The following is a 17906-nucleotide window of genomic DNA, read 5'->3' as shown; positions in this document are numbered from 1 at the left end:
TGGAGATGACCATGAACCAGGCTATCCCGCAGCCACAAACCATGACCGACAAGCGCCGCCAGATCCTGGATGCCGCCCTCGCCCTCTGCGCCGAAGATGGCCTGCAGGGGGCCGCCACCGCCCGTATCGCCAAGGCTGCCGGGGTGGCCAACGGCACTCTGTTCCACCACTTTCCGAGCAAGGAGGCGCTGATCCTCGCCCTCTATCAGGATGTAAAGACCCGGATGGGGAGCGCCATCCATGAAGCAGATCCCACCCTGCCGCTGTACGACCAGACCCGCCACTACTGGCAGCTGGCGATGGAGTGGATGCAGGCTAACCCCAATGAGCTCAAATTTGTGCTGGGCTTCTTTCACTCTCCGCTGCTGGCCAGACCGGCCCGCAGCCAGATCCTGAACGATGCCCTGCGCTTTCTGCCTGCTCTGCTGGCAAAGGGGCAGGCCAGCGGCGAGCTGATGCAGGCTCCCGCGCCACTGTTGCTGGAGGTGTGTCAGGGCCAGTTCCTCGCCTGCGCATCACTGTTTGTCGATCAACCGGAGCTGGGAGAGGACGACTACTGGCAAGCCAGTGCGTTCGCCCTCTTCTGGTCAGCCATCTCAGGAGCCAATCCCCATGCAAACACGGATGTTTGAACCTGCGGCCGCCCTTGGTCGCCGCCTCTGGATCACCACTCTGCTCTGGGTGGTGGGTCGCACCCTCTGTCGCGCCGCCCGCACCGACGAGGCAGTACGCCGCGAATTGGCGCCGTTGCCGGACGGGTTGGCAATCCGCCTAGAAGTGGGCGGCATCGGCTACGCCATGAACATGCACAAGCAGGGTGGCCGCTGGTATCCCGGCGCGCCAGTCGCCCCCCATGCCACCATCCATCCGCTGCGGGTGCGCTTCAAGCATCCCAATATCGCCTTTCGCGCCCTGAGTTTTCGGCTCGGGGTCAATCAGGCATTTGGCGAAAACCGGCTGCTGGTGGAGGGAGACCTGACCGTTGCCATGCATCTGGTGCGGGGGCTTGAGCAGTTGCAGTCCCTGATCCTGCCCGCCTTTATCGCGCGGCCGCTGCTGCGCAACTATCCCGCCCCGACCAACAAGATCGGCCGGGCCTGCAACATCTATCTGGGTCTGGTGACCGGCTAACGCGCAAGGAGCCTTGAAATGAGCCGCTATTACGATTTCTTCTGCCCGGTCAAACTGCTGGCCGGTGAACAGGCGCTGGAGCAACTGGCCAGCGAGCTGGCCAGCCTCGGGGCCCGTCGCCCGCTGCTGCTGACCGACAAGGGGGTCAATGCCACCGGCCTTGCCACCCTGCTGGCCAATGTGCTGGCCGAGGGGGAGCTGCCGGTCGCCGCCATCTGGGACGAGATCCCGGCTGACTCTTCCACTGCCGTGGTGGAGCGGATCGCCAAACGCTATCGCGAGCTCGACTGCGACAGTCTGGTGGCGCTGGGGGGCGGCTCGGTCATCGACACCGCCAAGGCAGTCAACATTCTCACTTCCATGGGGGGATCATCTGCTCGACTACTCGGGCGCCGGTTGCCTGACCCGTCCCCTCAAGCCGCTGGCGGTGGTGCCCACCACGGCGGGCACAGGATCAGAAGTGACATTGGTTGCAGTGATCAAGGATGAGGCGAGCGGGCGCAAGGTGCCCTTCACCTCCCCCTTCCTGCTGCCCCAGCTGGCGGTGCTCGACCCGCGCCTGACCCAGGGACTGCCCCTCAATATCACCGCCGCTACCGCCATGGACGCCATGACCCACGCCATCGAGGCCTTTATCGGTACCGCCAAGAACCCGGTGAGCGATGCACTAGCCCTGATGGCGGTGGAGAAGATCGCCAGCGCCCTGCCGCAAATCATCCACGACCCGCAAAACAAGCAGCTGCGGCTGCAACTGGCGGAAGGCTCCACGCTGGCTGGCATGGCTTTTTCCAACTCCATGGTGGGGCTGGTGCACGCCCTCGGCCACAGTCTGGGAGCCCGCTGCCATCTGCCCCACGGGCTGTGCATGAACCTCTTTTTGCCGACCGTGCTCGACTACAACCGCCCCGAGGTGGATAGCGAGTTGGCCCGGCTGCTGTTGCCGCTGGTGGGGGCCGAGCGCTTTGCCGCCACCCCGGCCCATCAGCGGGCGGAGGCGACCATCACAGCCATTCGCACCCTGCGCGACACCTTGTGGCAAGCGGTCAAGCTGCCGCGCACCATGAGTGAGGCTGGGGTAAGCGATCGCTCGCTACTGACCGAGATCCGCGATCTGGCGATCAACGACGGTGCCCTGCTGTTCAATCGCAAGGATGCCGACCGTGAGCAGTTACTCACCCTGCTGGAGCGAGCCTGGGCCTAGTGGCTAATCGGCTACAACCTCACAAATAAACTGGAATGGCGCATCAGGATGGTGCGCCAACAATGAAAAGAGTTGATCAAAATCATCTTGGTTCTTTTTGCTCGCTCGGTTGTGGCTATACCAAATAGCCCCCGTATCCCCCATCCACAATGAGATTCTCCTAGCCAACAACAGCCGAATTTTTCTATTTTTACCTGCTGTTTCAAACTGAGCCGTGAGTTCAGGGTTGGATGCATCAGAAATCGCAATCTGCCGCTGATCTGGGCTGTTCTGACTTTGAGCCAACACCTTCCGGGTAACTTTCAACATTACCGTGTCCATTTTTACCTCTTCCGAACTTGCTGATTATTGCCACATCGATTCGTGCCAAGATAAAAGCCAGAGAGCAAGAGCTGGCTCAATAATCCTGATAACAATCGATACATCATCCACTATCTGTTCTATACCTTGGCTAACAGTTATGTTGTGCTGAGAGACCCAACTTTATGCCAGAGGTGCCCACCATGAGCGACATCATCCATCAGGCCAACCAGCAGCAGTTCATCTGTATGGTGGAGGGGAAAGAGTCGAGACTGCGCTACCGGCGGCTCGATGCCAAGACCATCGACGCCTACAGCACCTTCGTGCCCCCCGAGCTGCGGGTGCAGGGGATTGCCGATCAGCTGGCACGCGCCTTCTTCAACTGGACTCAGGCGGAGGGGCTCACTATAGTGCCGAGCTGCCGCTACATTGATGTCTGGTTACGCCGCAATGCCAACAACTGAACCTCTGAACTCCGCCCTCGAACAGCAATTCCAAGCCAAAACTGAAGCCCTGCTGCGGGCCGATCCGCAGCGGATGGCCTGCCTGCAAGCCGCGGCCGAGCTCAATCTGCCCGACTGGGCGCTGGGAGCAGGCTTTATCCGCAACCTCATCTGGGATCACCTTCACCACAAGGCGGAGCCCACCCCGCTCAACGATATCGACCTTATCTATCTCGACAAAACCGATCCGCAAGGGCTGGCCGAAGCGGAGCACGAAGCTTGGCTCGCCAAACGCCTACCCGACCAGCAGTGGGAAGTGCGCAATCAGGCCCGCATGCACACGCGGCAGCTGGTAACGCCGTTTGCCAACAGCCTTGAGGCGCTCAGCCACTGGGTCGAAGTGCCCACCTGCATCGGCGTGCGCCTGAATCAGGATGGCGAGTGCGAGTGGCTCGCCCCCTACGGCTTTGCCATCAACTGGTCGCTGCAAGTGAGTGCAAACCCCAGATGTCGCCAGGACAAACAGATTTTTACCCAGCGCATCAAGGAGAAACGCTGGCAGGCTATCTGGCCTGACCTTCAGGTAAACTGGCCATAACCTGATTGCAATCTTTCGATAACCTTGGGCACACTAGGGGAAAAGCTGGTTGTAACTCAATGGGTTAAATAATGCGCGACTTCTTCTCTCTCGAACGCTGGCTACCGGGCCTCGCCGCCCTGCTGCATTACCAGCGCGCCTGGTTGATGCCAGATCTTCGCGCCGGACTCTCGGTGGCGGCCGTGGCGCTGCCCGTCGCCATCGCCTATGCCGAGCTTGCCGGGGTGGGTGCCATCGTCGGCCTCTACTCCTGCATCCTGCCCATGCTGGTCTACGCCCTGTTTGGCACCTCCCGCCAGCTGATTGTCGGCCCCGATGCCGCCACCTGCGCGGTCATTGCCGCCGTGGTGACGCCGCTGGCCGCAGGCGACCCCACCCGTCACTGGCAACTGGTGATGACCATGACCGCCATGACCGGCTTCTGGTGCCTGATTGCCAGCCGCTTCAAGCTGGGAGTGCTGGCGGACTTTCTCTCCCGCCCCATCCTGATGGGGCTGCTCAATGGTGTGGCCATCACCATCATGGTGGGCCAGCTCTCCAAGATCTTCGGCTTCACCTTTAGCGAACGTTACCTCATCGAGCGGATCGCCAGCGGGGCCACCTATATCACCCAGACCCATCTGCCGACCCTGGCCATGAGTCTGGTGGCTCTGCTCACCCTGCTGCTGGCCAAGCGCTACAAACCGGCATGGCCCTCCTCCATGGTGGCCATGGTGGTGACCGCTGCGCTGGTGTGGGGCTTTAATCTCGGTCAGTTTGATATCGCCACCCTGGGGACGGTGGGCTCCGGCCTGCCCGCCTTCCAGATGCCGGAATTTCCCCCCGGCCTGATGCGGGAGCTGGTGCTGCCTGCCCTTAACCTCGCCATGGTGAGCTTCGTCTCCATGATGCTGACCGCCCGCAGCTTTGCAGCCAAAAACGGTTACGAAATCGACGCGGACAAGGAGTTTCGGGCCCTCGGTATGGCGAACCTCGCCTCGGCGGTCTCGCAAGGCTTTGCCATCAGTGGCGCGGATTCACGCACCGCGGTCAACGATGCCAACGGCGGCAAGAGCCAGCTGGTCTCCATCATCGCTGCGGCGGTGATCGCCCTCATCACCTTCTATCTGACGGCGCCGCTCAAATATATTCCCACCGCCGCCCTCGGGGTGGTACTGGTGATGGCCTCCCTGTCGCTCACCGATTTTCGTGGCCTCTGGGCCCTGCGCCACTCCGATCGCTCCGCCTTCTGGCTGGCGCTGGTCACCTTTATCAGCGTGCTCACCATGGGAGTGATCCCCGGGATCACCCTCGCCGTGTTGCTGGGGCTGTTCCAGTTCCTGCGCAATGTGATGCGCCCCACCGACCAGCTGCTTGGCATGGATGACGAGGGGGTAGTGCGCACCCTGGGGGACAACGAACAGGCCAAGGCGATCCCGGGTATTCTGGTCTATCGCTTCAACTCGCCGCTGACCTACTTCAACGCTCCCTACTTCAAGCGCCGGGTGCTGGCCCTGCTGGTGCAGGATCCCCGAGCCCCCAAGTGTCTGGTGATCGATGCGGTTGCCTGCTTCACCCATCAGGACATCAGCGTGATGAGCATGGTGGGGGAGCTGCACAAGGAGCTGAAACGGCGCGGCATCCATATGGTGATGGCGGGTCGCCACGGCCAGATGACCCACTGGCTAAAGCAGGCGGGTGTGCGGGTGGGCGATGAAGGGATCATCCTCTGCCCCGATATGTATCAGGCGCTACGTCTGACCCGCTGCTACCGCGAGCCGGTGTTCAAGGATGATGCGGTGGTGGAGAGCACCACAGATGCCATCCGCTCGAATTGGCCGCAGGATGATGCCCTGCCCGACTCGGCTCGCCTCACCCTGCCAAGCGAACAGGAGGCGGGCGCCACGCCTGCCTGATCCCTTGGCCTGATCCCCTGGCCGATGCAATCCTGCACAAGGATTGCACCGGCCTTAGCCTTGGTGTTAAATGCGCCCCCAGAGGACACTCCCCCGTGCCCTCCCAGCTGTTGGACATGCCATGCAATCTCAATCCCACGCAGGCCCGGGCACGCTATTTGCGCTGACCTGGCCGCTCTTTATCGATCTCGCCCTGCACTTTCTGACCGGCGCCCTCAATACCTTCATGGTGGGTCACGTCTCCTATCAGGGAGTGGCGGCGCTGGCGGTCGGCAATCAGGTGTTCGATCTCGCCATCACATTGTTCAGCTTCGTCAGTATCGGTACCAGCGTGGTGATCACCCAGTATCTGGGGGCCGGCGATCGGGAGAAGAGTCGGGTGGTGATCCACACCGCTATCGGCTTCAACCTGCTGATCGGTCTGGTGGCCGCCATCGGCGTGATGGCAGGCGCCAGCACCATGCTGGCGCTGATGAACCTGCCTGCCAATCTGATGAGCGACGGGACGCTTTACTTGCAGATCATCGGTCTCTGCCTGTTACCGGAAGCAGCAGCCCTCTGTCTGGCGGCGACCCTGCGCGCTCACGGCCACACCCGTCAGGCGATGTATGTGACCCTCATCGTCAACCTCATCACCTTCGTCGGCAACCTGCTGCTGCTCTACGGCTGGTTCGGCCTGCCCCAGCTTGGCGTCGCCGGTGTCGCCATCAGCACGGTCGCGGGCCGCCTGATCGGCGTGGTGCTGCTGGTGTGGCTGGTAGCCCGCAAGACCGGCATTCGACTGGTGGTGCGCGATATCGTCCACCCCAGCCGGGAGATGCTGGGCAAGGTGCTCCATATCGGCCTGCCTGCGGCAGGAGAGAACCTCTCCTGGATGCTGCAGTTTATGGTGGTGACAGCCTTTGTCGGACTGCTGGGTGACAAGGCGCTGGCGACCCAATCCTACTTCTTTCAGATCTGCCTGTTTATCCTGCTGTTTGGCCTCTCCATCGGCCTTGGCAACGAGATCATCATCGGCCATATGGCGGGAGCAAGACAGTTCGATCGCGCCTATCAGCAGCTGCTCAAGAGCCTCAAGCTGGGGCTGGCGGTCACCTGCGTCATCGCCGTGGCGGCGGCCCTCAATGGCCGTACCATCATCAGTCTCTTTACCGATGATGCCGACATCATCACTCAGGTGGCGCAACTGTTTCTTATCAGCCTTATCCTCGAACCCGGCCGCACCTTCAATCTGGTGGTGATCAACGCCCTGCGGGCCACCGGGGATGCCCGTTTCCCCCTCTACATGGCGTTGCTCTCCATGTGGGGAATTGCCGTGCCACTCTCCTATTTCCTCGGTATCATGCAGGGTTATGGACTGGTCGGTATCTGGCTGGCGCTGGCCTGCGACGAGTGGGTGCGCGGTCTGGCCATGTTCTGGCGCTGGCGCAGTCGTCGCTGGCAAAACAAAATTCTTGTTGAAACAAAAGCGGAATCACAATGAAGAAGATAGGACTCTTGCTGGCTGCCATCCTGCTCAGCCCCCTGGCCATGGCGCAAACTGCCCCTGCCGCTCCCAAGGCTCAAGCCACCCAGACCTGGTATGTGGCCCCCATCGCCATCGATGAAACCAGCGACGCCCAGAAGGCGCTGACCAAGGACTTCATGGCCCAGATGATCAAGACCATCAAGATCAACGAGTACCAGACCGGCAAGGCGGTGGGCAACACCAAGAAGCCCAAGTGGCTGATCCGCACCAAGCTGATCCCCGCCAGCAACGAACCACTGGTCGGCAAGAAACACCCGCAGGGTCTCACCTACGGCAAGGGCAATCCGACCCAGGAGATCGTCGGCGAGCTGTTGATGAATGGCACCCTGGTGGCCCACATCGGCCAGGGCTGGCGCGAGCCTATCGTCCCGGGCACGCCGGTGGCCGAAAAGCTCTCCATTGCCAACTATCGCTACGCCATCGGTGATCAGGCCAAGTCGGCGGATCTGGAGGAGCTGGCGGCCCAGATTGGCTTTGAGGCGGGCAAGGTGATCCACCGCGACGGCAAGCCGCTGCCCGAGAAGAAAAAGAAAAAAGAGCAGGCGGACGAAGAGAAAGAGTAACGTTGCCTGCATCCATAAAAAGGGGCCACTCGGCCCCTTTTTTGATCCTGCACCCTCACGCCAACACTGCCTCTGTTGTGACTTGTCGCACAGTTTGGCTCACCATTCAGATTGATAAATCACTTATCTTTTTTTGATTCAACAAGTTATAAATATCCCGCCGAATACTCCAAATCATTGCCCCCAAATCCGATCAGGATCACATTTATCCCCGGCACTAAGGGGTAGCTTTGGTCTTACAGGCACAATCAAACGAAACCAAGGAGGCTCCATTACATGTTCCCAGAGTACAGAGAACTCATCTCGAAACTGAAGAGCAGTGATGTCCATTTCCAGAAGAAGTTTGACTTGCACAACGACCTGGATGCGGAGATTAGAAAGTTGGAAAAGCATCACGCCAGCGACTATAGCGCCGAGGTGAGAGATCTGAAAAAACAGAAACTCAAACTGAAAGAGGAGATATACGACATCCTCAAACAACATCCACAATAGATGCCTCGAAGAATATGCGGATAAGCAATTTATCCCCCAGCCCGGCCCACGCGCCGGGCTTTTTGTTGTTTCAGTCAATTAGTTGACACCCGAGCCTACCGATCTTGCCGGTAGTTTGTTACATTTTTCCCTTGGAATTCAGGGAATAACGGTGATGATAACATGAGCAGAAAACTATCTTTTTATCATCTCTTGCTGCTTTGCCTGTTCGCATTGAGCCATCCCCTGCAGGCTCAGGAGCCTGAACTGGAGCTGTGGCACTCCCAGCAGGCTGGTTACGTGATCGACGACGTGATCGCCCGCTTCAATCAGGAGGGGAACCACAGAGTACGGGTCACCCAGATTGAGCCGGGCAAGATCAAGGCGGATCTCCTGCTGGCAGCTCAGGCCAGGGGGCTGCCTGATCTGATGCTGATCCCCTCCGATTTTATCGGCCTCTATAGCCAGATGACCCTCGCCCCGCTCCCGGCCGAGTGGTTTTCCCCCTCATTGATGGCCAGCGCCTTGCGTTATGTCACCCTGGATAGGCAACGCTGGGGCATGCCCATGATGCAGGGCAACCATCTGATGCTGTTTTACAACAAGGCGCTGGTCTCGACTCCGGTGACCCAATGGCAGCAACTGACTGCTATCACCCCGGCCCTCAAGGCCAAGGGGGTCTACCCCGTCAGCTGGCCCTATCACGACATGTACTACTTCGCCGCCTTTTTACACACCTTTGGCGGCTCGCCGGTGACCGAAGGGCGCATCACCCTCGACAGCCCGGCCATGGTGCAGGCACTGGAGGCCTACCGCACTGTCGCCAGCGAACAGTGGGTCGATCCCGAGTGCGACTATGACACCGCCCTCGCCCGCTTCAATGAGGGCAAGAGCGCCTACCTCATCAATGGGGACTGGGCGTTCAATGATCTGGTGAAGAACATGGGGGATAAGCTGGGCGTTGCCCTGCTGCCCCGTTGGCAAAGCCATCCCATGCACTCCATGAGCGGCGCCTACGTGATGGGAGCCTCCCGCTGGGCGATGGATGATGAGGATCGCCAGCCCGTCATCAAGGCACTGATGGCCTTTATCCAGCGTCAGGATATTCAGCAGTTCATCTATCATCAGGGGGCGCTGTTGCCGGTCAATCAGCAGGCTTTTACCGCCATCAGCCGCCGTCCCACGCCTCAGGAAAAAGTGCTGCTGGAGCAGTTCACCCTCAGTACCCCCATGCCCTCCGACAGCGCCATGTCCATCGCCTGGCAAGCGATGGAGAAAGGGTTCGAGCGCTTTAAAGAGGGGATCAGTGCCGCCGACACCGCCCGCTATATGCAGCAGCTGGCCGATCAGCAGTACCGGCAGGTCAAAACACCATGAAACATCGCACCTTTCGGCTCGGCCCGACCCTCATCATCATCCTGTTCACCGTCGCCTTGCTGCCGGCACTGCTGGCCAGCACTGTGCTGCTGATCCGCCAGCACCAGATCATCGCCCAGAGCGAGCAGTCACAGCTGGAGCGGGCCCTCACCAGCATGACCCGCGAGGCCCGCTTTCGCAGCGAGCTGATCGGCACCCAGCTCAATCAGCTCAGCCAGGATCGGGTGCTCCATCAGGCCCTCGACAACTTTCTCTTCTCCAGCCATGCCCGGCTGGCGCTGGCCACCTTTGTCAAATCCAACAGCCTGCTCACCTCGGCCTACCTCATCGATGACAAGGGGTTGGTGGTGGAGTACATCAATGGCCAGGCCTCCCACCTCGAGTCGAGCAACCTGATGCCGCAGCTGATGGCCTGGGGCAAGACACGCGAGGCAAAACAGGGCAAGCATCTGCTGCTGCCCGTCGATGATCCCGTGCTGGTCGACGACATGGAGCAAAACCGCAGCGGCGGGCTGGCGCTGGTGGCCCCCATCTATCGCAACCACCAGCGAGCAGGGGTGATGCAGACCCCTTCCGGCTTCGTGATGGCCATTCTCCCCTGGCGGCAGATGGCCCAGTTGCTGGAACCCTATCTCAAGGGAAGCGAATATCTGGTGATCTCCCAGGGCGAGAACCGTCTTTACGAAGGGGCTCACCAGAGCGCCAACGCCATGGATGACAGGGAGCCAAGCAAGATGGCGCAGCCCCTGGCCATTGGCTGGCCCCAGCTGGAGCAGGAGATCACCCCCACCATCACCCTCTACAGCTACAGCAATGACAGGGTCAGCGAGCTCAATAAATCCCAGCAGTTGCTGACCGTCAGCATCGCTGTCATGTTGCTGCTGGTGGCCATCGGCTGCGTCTGGCTCACCCGCTGGCTCACCCGACCGCTGCGCTCGCTGGCCGCGCTGGTGCGCAGCTATGGCAAGGGCAATTACCAGCAACGGCAGGCGCCGCTGCGCTTTGTGGAGTACGACGAGGTGCGCCAGCTGCTGCAAGAGATGGCCAGCACCATCTCGGATCAGGTGCGGGCGCTCTATCAGCAAAATGAACAGCTGCAGCAGGCCAATAGCGAGAAAGAGGCCTTCAACCAGCGGCTGCTCGGCTTCAACGACGAGCTGGAGCAAGAGGTTGCCTCGCAAACGACCGCCCTGCGCTCGGCCCTGAGCCGGGAGGAGCGCAGCCGCCATATCCTGCAATCCTGGTTGCAATTCGGTCTGCACCAGCAGCTGGATATCGATATTGCCGAGCTGGCCAGCTCCGCCCTGCTGCAACTCTCGCAGCTCTATCCTGGCCACCGCTGGGGACTGGTGATCCGCCGCGATGGCCAGCCCCACTACTCCCTGACCCAGGGGGTCGATGCCCCCTTGCGGGATGCCTTGCAGGAGAAACTGGCTCAACTGATGGATGAGGAGGTCAAACACTCCGAATGCCAGTGGGATAACGCACTCTGGAAGATCATGACCCTGCCCGGTAGCCAGAGCGGCGTGCTGTTTGGCTATCTGATGGTGAGCGCCGAAGGGCTGGAGTCCGAAGACAGGGCCATCTTGCGGCTGTTTGCCAAGCAGTTGGCGGTGGGCATCGAGGGGCGCCTTTTCACCGACGAGCTGGCGCGGGTCGCCCGCACCGACAACCTCACCGGACTACCCAACCGACAGGCGTTCGAAGAGACCTTCCACCACTATCAGGCGGTGCTGGCGCGCCATCCGGAGCGTCACCTCGCCCTCTTCATGCTCGACCTCAACGGCCTCAAGCGCACCAACGACCAGTATGGGCACGAGGCAGGCGACGCCCTGCTGATCCAGATGGCTCGCCAACTGCGCACCCTCTGCCGTCAGGATGAGAAGATTTTCCGCATCGGCGGCGACGAGTTCGTGCTGCTGGCGGAGGCGAATCACCTCGCCAGCCAGCTGCTGGCAGGTAGACTTGAGGCAAGCCAGCAGCACGCCATCGTGCAACATGGGGAGCACAGCTTCCCGCTGCGTTTTGCCATCGGCTGGAGCAGCAGCGACCAGACCCCGCTGGCGGAGCTGAGCCGGGTGGCGGACGACGCCATGTATGCCAATAAGGCGCGCTTCTATCAGGGGCAGCGATAAAAAGCGGAGATCTGCGGCGTTGGCGAGCCTTTCGCCAACGCCCTGATCAGCTCGCAAAAATGGCGCGCAACGCTAGACGCGGCGCGGACCATGACTAAGATAGGGGCTCTTGATGTCTCGATTTGGAAGGGAGTAGGAAATGGAGTTAGTACTTGGCCCGCTGGAAGCCCGCGTCATCGGCTGTCTGATTGAAAAAGAGATCTGCACCCCGGATCAATATCCCCTCTCCCTTAATGCACTGGTCAACGCCTGCAACCAGAAGAGCAACCGCGAGCCGGTGCTGGAGCTCTCCGAGCTCGATATCCGCGCCGTGGTGGACGAGCTGATCCGCAAGCGGCTGGTGGTCAATACTGCAGGCTTCAACGCCCGGGTGCCCCGCTATCAGCACAGATTCTGCAACACCGAATTTGGCGAGCTGAAATTCAGTGCCCAGGAACTTGGCATTGTCTGCGAACTGCTGCTGCGCGGCCCGCAAACCCCGGGGGAGCTGCGCTCGCGCACCAACCGACTCTGCAGCTTCGATGATGTCACCGAGGTGGATGCGGTACTGACTCAGCTCATCGAGCGTGGCCCCTACGTGGTCAAGCTACCGCGCGAGCCGGGCAAGCGTGAATCCCGCTACGCCCACCTGTTTAGCGGCGAAGTGGATATTCAGGCGATGATGGATGCCGCTCCCGCCGCGGCCTATGCCTCCCCTGCCGCCGACCGTCTGAGCGAGCTGGAGCAGGAGGTGAACGAGCTCAAGAGCCGTCTCGCCGCCATGGAAGCGCGGCTGGCTGCGCTGGATGGTCAGGGCTGATCGCCTTTACCATCGCCAATCTCTATCAGGGAGCCGGGGCTGATGTCCCCTGCTCCCTGCGTTTTTTTATCGTGAGGAAGTGCCCGTGATCACCCTGATTAAAGAGTCTGACCACCAGAAGATGCCCTGGAAAAACCAGCAGGGCACTACCAGCCAGATCCTCATCTCCCCCACGGGGAGCAGCCTTGCCAAACTCGATTTTGACTATCGACTGAGCTCGGCCCCCATCAAGAGCGCGGGTCCCTTCTCCCCCTTTCCCGGCTATCAGCGCATTTTGCTGCCGGTGAGCGGGGCAGGCTTTGTGCTCAACGGCCACCCCTACGCCACCTTCGAGGCGGCGCACTTTAGCGGCGATGAGGAGACCCACTGCGAATTGCTGAAAAAAGAGGTGACAGATCTGGGGCTTATCTACCATCCGGATCGCATCAGCGCCAACGTGCGGGTACTGAACCTCCCCTTCCCGCTGACCCTTACCCTCGAGCCAGAGAAGACCTACCTCTGTCACCTGCTGAGCGGCCAGCTGGCCGTGCAGGGCAAAGAGGTGGCCATCAACGAGACGCTGGTGGTGACCGGGGAAGAGAGCATTCACTTCGAATGCCAGAAGAAGACCGCCATCGCCTTCTTTACCCTGCAGGCCAAATAGCGCGAAAGTCGACGGTGTGCAGTCATGCCACACACAAACAGCAGAGATGAAAAAGCCGGGTAATCCCGGCTTTTCTATTGAGGCAACCGGCTCGTGCCGGTCAGCACCTTAGTTAACCTTGAAGGAGCCCTTCATCATGGCGAAGTGGCCGGGGAAGGAGCAGAAGAAGGTGAGATCCTTGCCCGCCAGACCGTCGGTCTTGAAGGTCACGCTGCTGCTCTCGCCGCCGCCGATCAGCTTGGTGTGAGCCAGCACACGGGGATCATCCTTGGGCAGATAGCCGTTCTCGGCCCCGGCGCTCATCCCGGCAGTCGCCACGGTCTGATAGTCGGCGGTGCTGGCCAGCACCCAGTTGTGACCCATCGCGGTCACAGGCAGCTTGCCGGTGTGGTTCAGGGTGACCGTCACCTCCTTGCAGGTGGCCGGCACGCTCATCTCTTTGAGGTTGTACTGCATGGCATCATTGCCTTCGATGACCAGTGCACACTCATCCGCCAGCACGGGGGCAGCCAGGGTACTCAGAAACAGCAGGGTAATCGCCTTTTTCATCATCTTCTCCTTTGATTGGCAATGGATGGCAACGACTTGGCGGATGCGGTGAACGCTTCGCAAAGATGCCGTCTAAATCGACCTTCATTTTACTCAATTGTCTTCAATCGGCTATGGCTTTTGGCCAAAGCTGCGGGCCAGGTCACCAGACGGTGCTCTACTCGCCACTCTCTCCCTCACGGATGGACGATACGACCCGCTCCCGCCACAGGTTCAAAACTGTTTAATTTTTTCTGCCCTTTTCCCTCCGATTGCCCCTATCAGGGCTCGCCCGGCGGGCGCCCCTTGGCTAAGCTAGCGCCCCGATATGAACCTTCTCCAGATGAGAGCGCCGGATGATTGCGATAACCCCCGTGGCGGCCCTGCGCGGCCTGCTGCTGACCCTGCTGCTGGCGCTGGCCGGCTGCCAGCCCACCCCGCCTGCACAGACCCGTATTCAGGGCAAGACCATGGGCACCTACTATGTGGTGACCCTGAGCGATAGCTACCCCGGTGGGGAGCCCGCCCTCAAAAGCGACGTAGAGAGCCTGCTGGCCCGGATGAACAAGGAGATCTCCACCTACGATCCGGGCTCGCTCATCTCCCGTTTCAATCAAGGGCCCGCCAACACCCCGTTTGCCATCCCGCCCGCCATGGCCATCATAGTCCAGCAGGGGATTGATGCCGGTAAACTGACCGATGACAAGCTGGATGTGACCGTGGGGCCTCTGGTCAATCTGTGGGGCTTTGGCCCGGACAAACGGCCGGTCAAGCGGCCCGATGAGGCGGCCATTGCCGCCGCCCGCCACAAGGTGGGCATCGACAAGCTGAACCTGACCCCGCAGGGGGATCACTTCCTGCTCGAAAAAACGATCCCGGATCTCTATCTCGACCTCTCCACTCTTGGCGAGGGGGCGGCATCGGATGAAATCGCCGCCCTGCTCGAGGGCAAGGGGGTACACAACTACCTGATCGAAGTGGCCGGTGCGGTGCGCAGCAAGGGCAACAACAGCAAGGGCTCGCCATGGAAAGTGGCCATCGTCGAACCCTCCGATCAGCCGGGGGCCTTCTCCGATATCGTCATCCCCAACGGCATGGCGCTCAGCACAGCGGGCAGCTATCGCAACTACTACGAGCTGGATGGCCAGCGTTACTCCCATATCATCGACCCCGCCACCGGCCAGCCGGTCACCCACAAGCTGGTTTCCGCCAGCGTCATCACCCCGACCGCGCTGGAGGCCGACGCCCTCGATACCGCGCTGATGGTGATGGGGCCTGAAGCGGGGATGGCATTTGCCAAACAGCACCAGCTGGCGGTCTATCTCATCATCAAGACCGAACAGGGGTTCAAGGCCGAGTACACGCCGCAATTTGCTCCCTATCTGGCAGAGAAAAAACGGTGAGTTCAAGGCCCTGGCAACAGGGCCTTTTTCTTTCACTCATCGCGGACAAAAGGCGGACAAACGGAGATGGTTCGCAATCGACAACTTGGCCAATTGCCTCTTCGGGCGCTTTGGTGGCACACTTTCCCTCATCAGCCCGCAGCGCCTCGACCCAGACAGATGCAGACACCTGAACAAGAGCCAGAAAAAAAGAGCCCAGCCAAGCCACAACGCATTCTGATGGTCAATGAGCAGCGCTCGTTTCAGGTGATGATGAAGGCGATGCTGCTCAATCTGGGTATCAGCAACATCACCTACTCCAATACCGCCGAGGATGCGCGGCGCCGCTGCCAGAAGGGCAGTTTCGACATCTATCTCATCGATTACGATCTCGGGGTTGGCGAGAATGGCCGCCAGTTGCTCGAAAGCCTGCGCGACAAAGACCTGATCCCGCCCCAGAGCGTGGTGATCATGGTGAGTGGCGACAGCTCCCGCGCCATGGTACTGAGCGCGCTGGAAGCCGAGCCCGACGAATACCTGATGAAGCCCTTCTCCCAGGAGCAGTTCTCGTTTCGCTTGAAGCGTGCCCTCGCCCGGCGCAACGCCCTGGCCAGCGTCTTTACCGCGCTGGCCGATGACAATCTGGCAGGCCTCATTACCGCCTGTGCCGAGCGGGCCGATGCGGTGCCCCGTTTTGCCAACTACTGCCGCTGCCTGCAGGCCGATACCCACCTCAAGCTGGGTCAGGCGCAGGAGGCACGCGCCCTGATGCGCCAGCTGCTGGCCGGGCAGGAGAACAGCTGGGCCCGCCTGACGCTGGGCAAGGCGTGCAACACCCTGGGGCTCCACGAAGAGGCGGTCAGCCATCTGCAGGCGACCCTCAAAAATACCCCGCTGATGGTGGAGGCTCACCTCTGGCTGGCGGAATCCCTGCTGGCCCTTGGCAATGACGAGCAGGCGCAGCAGGAGCTCAGACGGGCGGTGGATATCTCCCCCCAGTCGGTGCAACTCTCCCGTCGGCTGGCGGAGGTGTGCCTGCAGCGCCACGACTACGCCCAGGCCAAGGATGTACTGATGTCGCTGATCGACCTGTCGCGCAACTCCATTCACCGCACGCCCCATTATCTGGGGGCCTATATCCAGACCCTGACCCTCTACGCCCTCAACAGCAACGACAGCTACCACATCGCCAACCTGCAAAAGCAGGTCAATTCTGCCCTGTCGCGCATCCGCGACTCGTTGATGATGTCGGAGTTCAACTACCCGGTGTTCGAGCAGATCTGTCAGGCCAGGGTGCAGATTGCGCTGGGTGAGTTGCTCAAGGGCAAGAAGATGCTCTATCGCGCCAATCAGAACTGGCTCGATGAACCGGCCACCATGCCCCCCGCCCTGCTTGGCGAGACCATCCTCGCCCTCTATCAGCTCGGCGAGTTCGAATATGCAGAGAGCCTGCAGGGGCTGCTGGCAGAGGACGAAGATCGGCTGCTCACCACCTGCATTCAGGCAACCCGGGATGACAAGACGGTGCTGGAGCGGCGTCAGCGCTACCAGCAGCTCAACGATCTGGGGATCAAGGCCTATCAGAGCGGCGAGCTGGAGCAGGCCCTCGGCCATTTCCGCGAAGCACTGCGCCGCGCTCCCGCCAATACCGGTGCGGCTCTCAACAAGATCCAGGTGCTGCTGCAACTGATGCAGAAAAACCGCAAGAGCCCGGAGTTTGGTGCCGAGTGCAAAGACACCCTGGACGTGCTCGACGGCATCCCCCTCAACCCGGCCCAGCAGGAGCGTTTTCGCAAGCTGCGTCAGGAGTTCAACCAGTTCAGCTAAGACGCCGCCGCGCCCCCTTTTCCCCGCCTATGCTGAAACCAGTTCGGCAATGCGAGGGAAATGAAGATGGCGATGTGTCGTTATCTGGTGGCCGATGGCCGCCACTGCAGTGAAGAGGCTGGCGAGCACGATCTCTGCCACTGGCATGATCCCCACCATACCCATCAGGAAGCCCACACCGCCGAGGCGCTTGAACAGTACGTTCGCGCTGGCGGACTCTGCCACGGCCTGCAGCTGTCACGGGCCAATCTGGCGGGCCTCAATCTGGTCAACAAGGAGTCCGATCAGGGATTTTTGCTGGAGCAGTGCAACCTCTATCGCGCCAACCTGCGCGGTGGTCACCTCTACGGCCTGCGCATGAAGGGCGGCAGCCTGATGAAGGCCGATCTCAGTGATGCCAACCTCCAGTGCGCCACCCTCGATGACGTCAACCTGCTCGGCATCCGCTGGCACAACACCCGGCTCGACAACATGCAGACCGGCAAACGGGTGATGCAGGATCGCAAGGGGCGCCGCGAACGGGATCCCAAACAGGCGCGCATCTGGTTCAAGGAGGCAGAAGAGACCTACCGGGATCTGCGCAAAGCCTCCGAGGCACAGGGGATCTTCACCATGTCCGGCAACTATATCCAGCAGGAGCTCACCATGCGCCGCCTGCAACTGCCGTTCTGGTCGACCCAGCGCTTCACCTCCTGGGTGGTCGATCTCTTCTGCGGCTATGGCGAGGCCCCGATGCGGGTGGTGCTCTTCTCGTTGCTGCTCATCTTTATCTGCAGCATTTTTTACTTCTTCTGCGGACTGCATTTTCAGGGCGAGCACCTCATCTACCAGCCCGGTGCCCCGCTCGAGCAAAATGCCATCTTCCTGCTCGAATGCCTCTACTACAGCGTGGTCACCTTCACCACATTGGGGTACGGCGACTTCACTCCGGTCGGGCTCTCCAGGATCTTCGCCGCCTTTGAAGCCTTTACCGGCAGCTTCACGCTGGCGCTGTTTGTGGTGGTTTTCGTCAAGAAGATGACCCGCTGAAAACCTGTCCACGATCCTACTGCGAGGCTGTGATCAAGGCTCATGTGCTGCTCGGA

General features: G+C 60.7%; 17 protein-coding genes and 1 pseudogene. 16 read left to right on the top strand and 2 right to left on the bottom strand.

Annotation, left to right across the window (positions count from 1 at the left end; genetic code table 11):
* Window positions 1-11 precede the first annotated feature (11 nt).
* The 3 genes and pseudogenes from WBR25_RS06820 to WBR25_RS06810 all read left to right on the top strand — a co-directional run bounded on the left by WBR25_RS06820 (window position 12) and on the right by WBR25_RS06810 (window position 2332).
* Window positions 12-632 (top strand): TetR/AcrR family transcriptional regulator, encoded by a 621-nt coding sequence (locus WBR25_RS06820; RefSeq protein ID WP_005337741.1) that lies wholly within the window; start codon window positions 12-14, stop codon window positions 630-632.
* Window positions 613-1131, top strand: a complete 519-nt coding sequence (locus WBR25_RS06815; protein ID WP_139410538.1) for a hypothetical protein — start codon at window positions 613-615, stop codon at window positions 1129-1131. The genes WBR25_RS06820 and WBR25_RS06815 overlap by 20 nt, the downstream gene beginning before the upstream one ends.
* Window positions 1132-1149: 18 nt before the next feature.
* Window positions 1150-2332 (top strand): annotated as a pseudogene (locus tag WBR25_RS06810) (iron-containing alcohol dehydrogenase).
* A 3-nt stretch (window positions 2333-2335) separates the two neighbouring features.
* Here the strand turns inward: WBR25_RS06810 and WBR25_RS06805 are convergent.
* On the bottom strand, window positions 2336-2641 hold the full coding sequence (locus WBR25_RS06805; RefSeq protein WP_279486844.1) for a hypothetical protein: 306 nt from the start codon (window positions 2639-2641) through the stop codon (window positions 2336-2338).
* Between the two features lie 194 nt (window positions 2642-2835).
* Between WBR25_RS06805 and WBR25_RS06800 the strand changes: the two genes are divergently transcribed.
* The 10 genes from WBR25_RS06800 (at window position 2836) to WBR25_RS06755 (ending at window position 13084) form a co-directional block, all read left to right on the top strand.
* Window positions 2836-3096, top strand: coding sequence for a GNAT family N-acetyltransferase (locus WBR25_RS06800; protein ID WP_005337747.1), 261 nt, complete (start codon window positions 2836-2838; stop codon window positions 3094-3096).
* Window positions 3083-3673 (top strand): nucleotidyltransferase family protein, encoded by a 591-nt coding sequence (locus WBR25_RS06795; RefSeq protein ID WP_279486843.1) that lies wholly within the window; start codon window positions 3083-3085, stop codon window positions 3671-3673. The genes WBR25_RS06800 and WBR25_RS06795 overlap by 14 nt, the downstream gene beginning before the upstream one ends.
* 71 nt (window positions 3674-3744) lie before the next feature.
* The gene (locus WBR25_RS06790; protein ID WP_021230679.1) at window positions 3745-5568 is read left to right on the top strand and encodes a SulP family inorganic anion transporter; all 1824 of its coding nucleotides are present in this window, start codon (window positions 3745-3747) and stop codon (window positions 5566-5568) included.
* A 121-nt stretch (window positions 5569-5689) separates the two neighbouring features.
* A complete protein-coding gene (locus WBR25_RS06785; RefSeq protein WP_479749608.1) occupies window positions 5690-7051 on the top strand; it encodes an MATE family efflux transporter in 1362 nt (453 codons plus the stop codon).
* Entirely contained in the window at window positions 7048-7659 is a 612-nt protein-coding gene (locus WBR25_RS06780; protein WP_005361671.1) for a hypothetical protein, read from the top strand. Before WBR25_RS06785 ends, WBR25_RS06780 begins: the two co-directional genes overlap by 4 nt.
* Window positions 7660-7935: 276 nt before the next feature.
* Entirely contained in the window at window positions 7936-8151 is a 216-nt protein-coding gene (locus WBR25_RS06775) for an HP1242/YdcH family protein (RefSeq protein WP_005337763.1), read from the top strand.
* Window positions 8152-8313: 162 nt separating this feature from the next.
* Window positions 8314-9507 carry a sugar ABC transporter substrate-binding protein gene (locus WBR25_RS06770; RefSeq protein ID WP_479749607.1) on the top strand — a complete coding sequence of 398 codons (1194 nt, stop codon included), beginning with the start codon at window positions 8314-8316 and terminating at the stop codon, window positions 9505-9507.
* Window positions 9504-11642 (top strand): diguanylate cyclase domain-containing protein, encoded by a 2139-nt coding sequence (locus tag WBR25_RS06765; protein WP_479749606.1) that lies wholly within the window; start codon window positions 9504-9506, stop codon window positions 11640-11642. The genes WBR25_RS06770 and WBR25_RS06765 overlap by 4 nt, the downstream gene beginning before the upstream one ends.
* Before the next feature lie 139 nt (window positions 11643-11781).
* Window positions 11782-12441 (top strand): YceH family protein, encoded by a 660-nt coding sequence (locus WBR25_RS06760; protein WP_064336484.1) that lies wholly within the window; start codon window positions 11782-11784, stop codon window positions 12439-12441.
* Window positions 12442-12526: 85 nt separating this feature from the next.
* Window positions 12527-13084, top strand: coding sequence for a HutD family protein (locus tag WBR25_RS06755; protein WP_204479702.1), 558 nt, complete (start codon window positions 12527-12529; stop codon window positions 13082-13084).
* Between the two features lie 108 nt (window positions 13085-13192).
* Here WBR25_RS06755 and azu read toward each other — a convergent pair whose 3' ends face one another.
* Window positions 13193-13633, bottom strand: coding sequence for an azurin (gene azu / locus WBR25_RS06750; protein WP_005337768.1), 441 nt, complete (start codon window positions 13631-13633; stop codon window positions 13193-13195).
* Between the two features lie 335 nt (window positions 13634-13968).
* Here azu and WBR25_RS06745 point away from each other — a divergent pair, with 335 nt between their 5' ends.
* The 3 genes from WBR25_RS06745 (at window position 13969) to WBR25_RS06735 (ending at window position 17850) form a co-directional block, all read left to right on the top strand.
* Complete coding sequence (locus tag WBR25_RS06745) at window positions 13969-15015, top strand: FAD:protein FMN transferase (RefSeq protein ID WP_479749605.1); 1047 nt, start codon at window positions 13969-13971, stop codon at window positions 15013-15015.
* Between the two features lie 159 nt (window positions 15016-15174).
* Window positions 15175-16821, top strand: a complete 1647-nt coding sequence (locus WBR25_RS06740; protein WP_088869349.1) for a tetratricopeptide repeat-containing response regulator — start codon at window positions 15175-15177, stop codon at window positions 16819-16821.
* Between the two features lie 66 nt (window positions 16822-16887).
* Window positions 16888-17850 carry an ion channel gene (locus tag WBR25_RS06735; protein ID WP_005353221.1) on the top strand — a complete coding sequence of 321 codons (963 nt, stop codon included), beginning with the start codon at window positions 16888-16890 and terminating at the stop codon, window positions 17848-17850.
* The last annotated feature ends 56 nt before the right edge of the window (window positions 17851-17906 follow it).

This window comes from Aeromonas sp. MTB (assembly GCF_056632455.1).
This window is presented reverse-complemented; position numbering and strand designations above follow the sequence as displayed.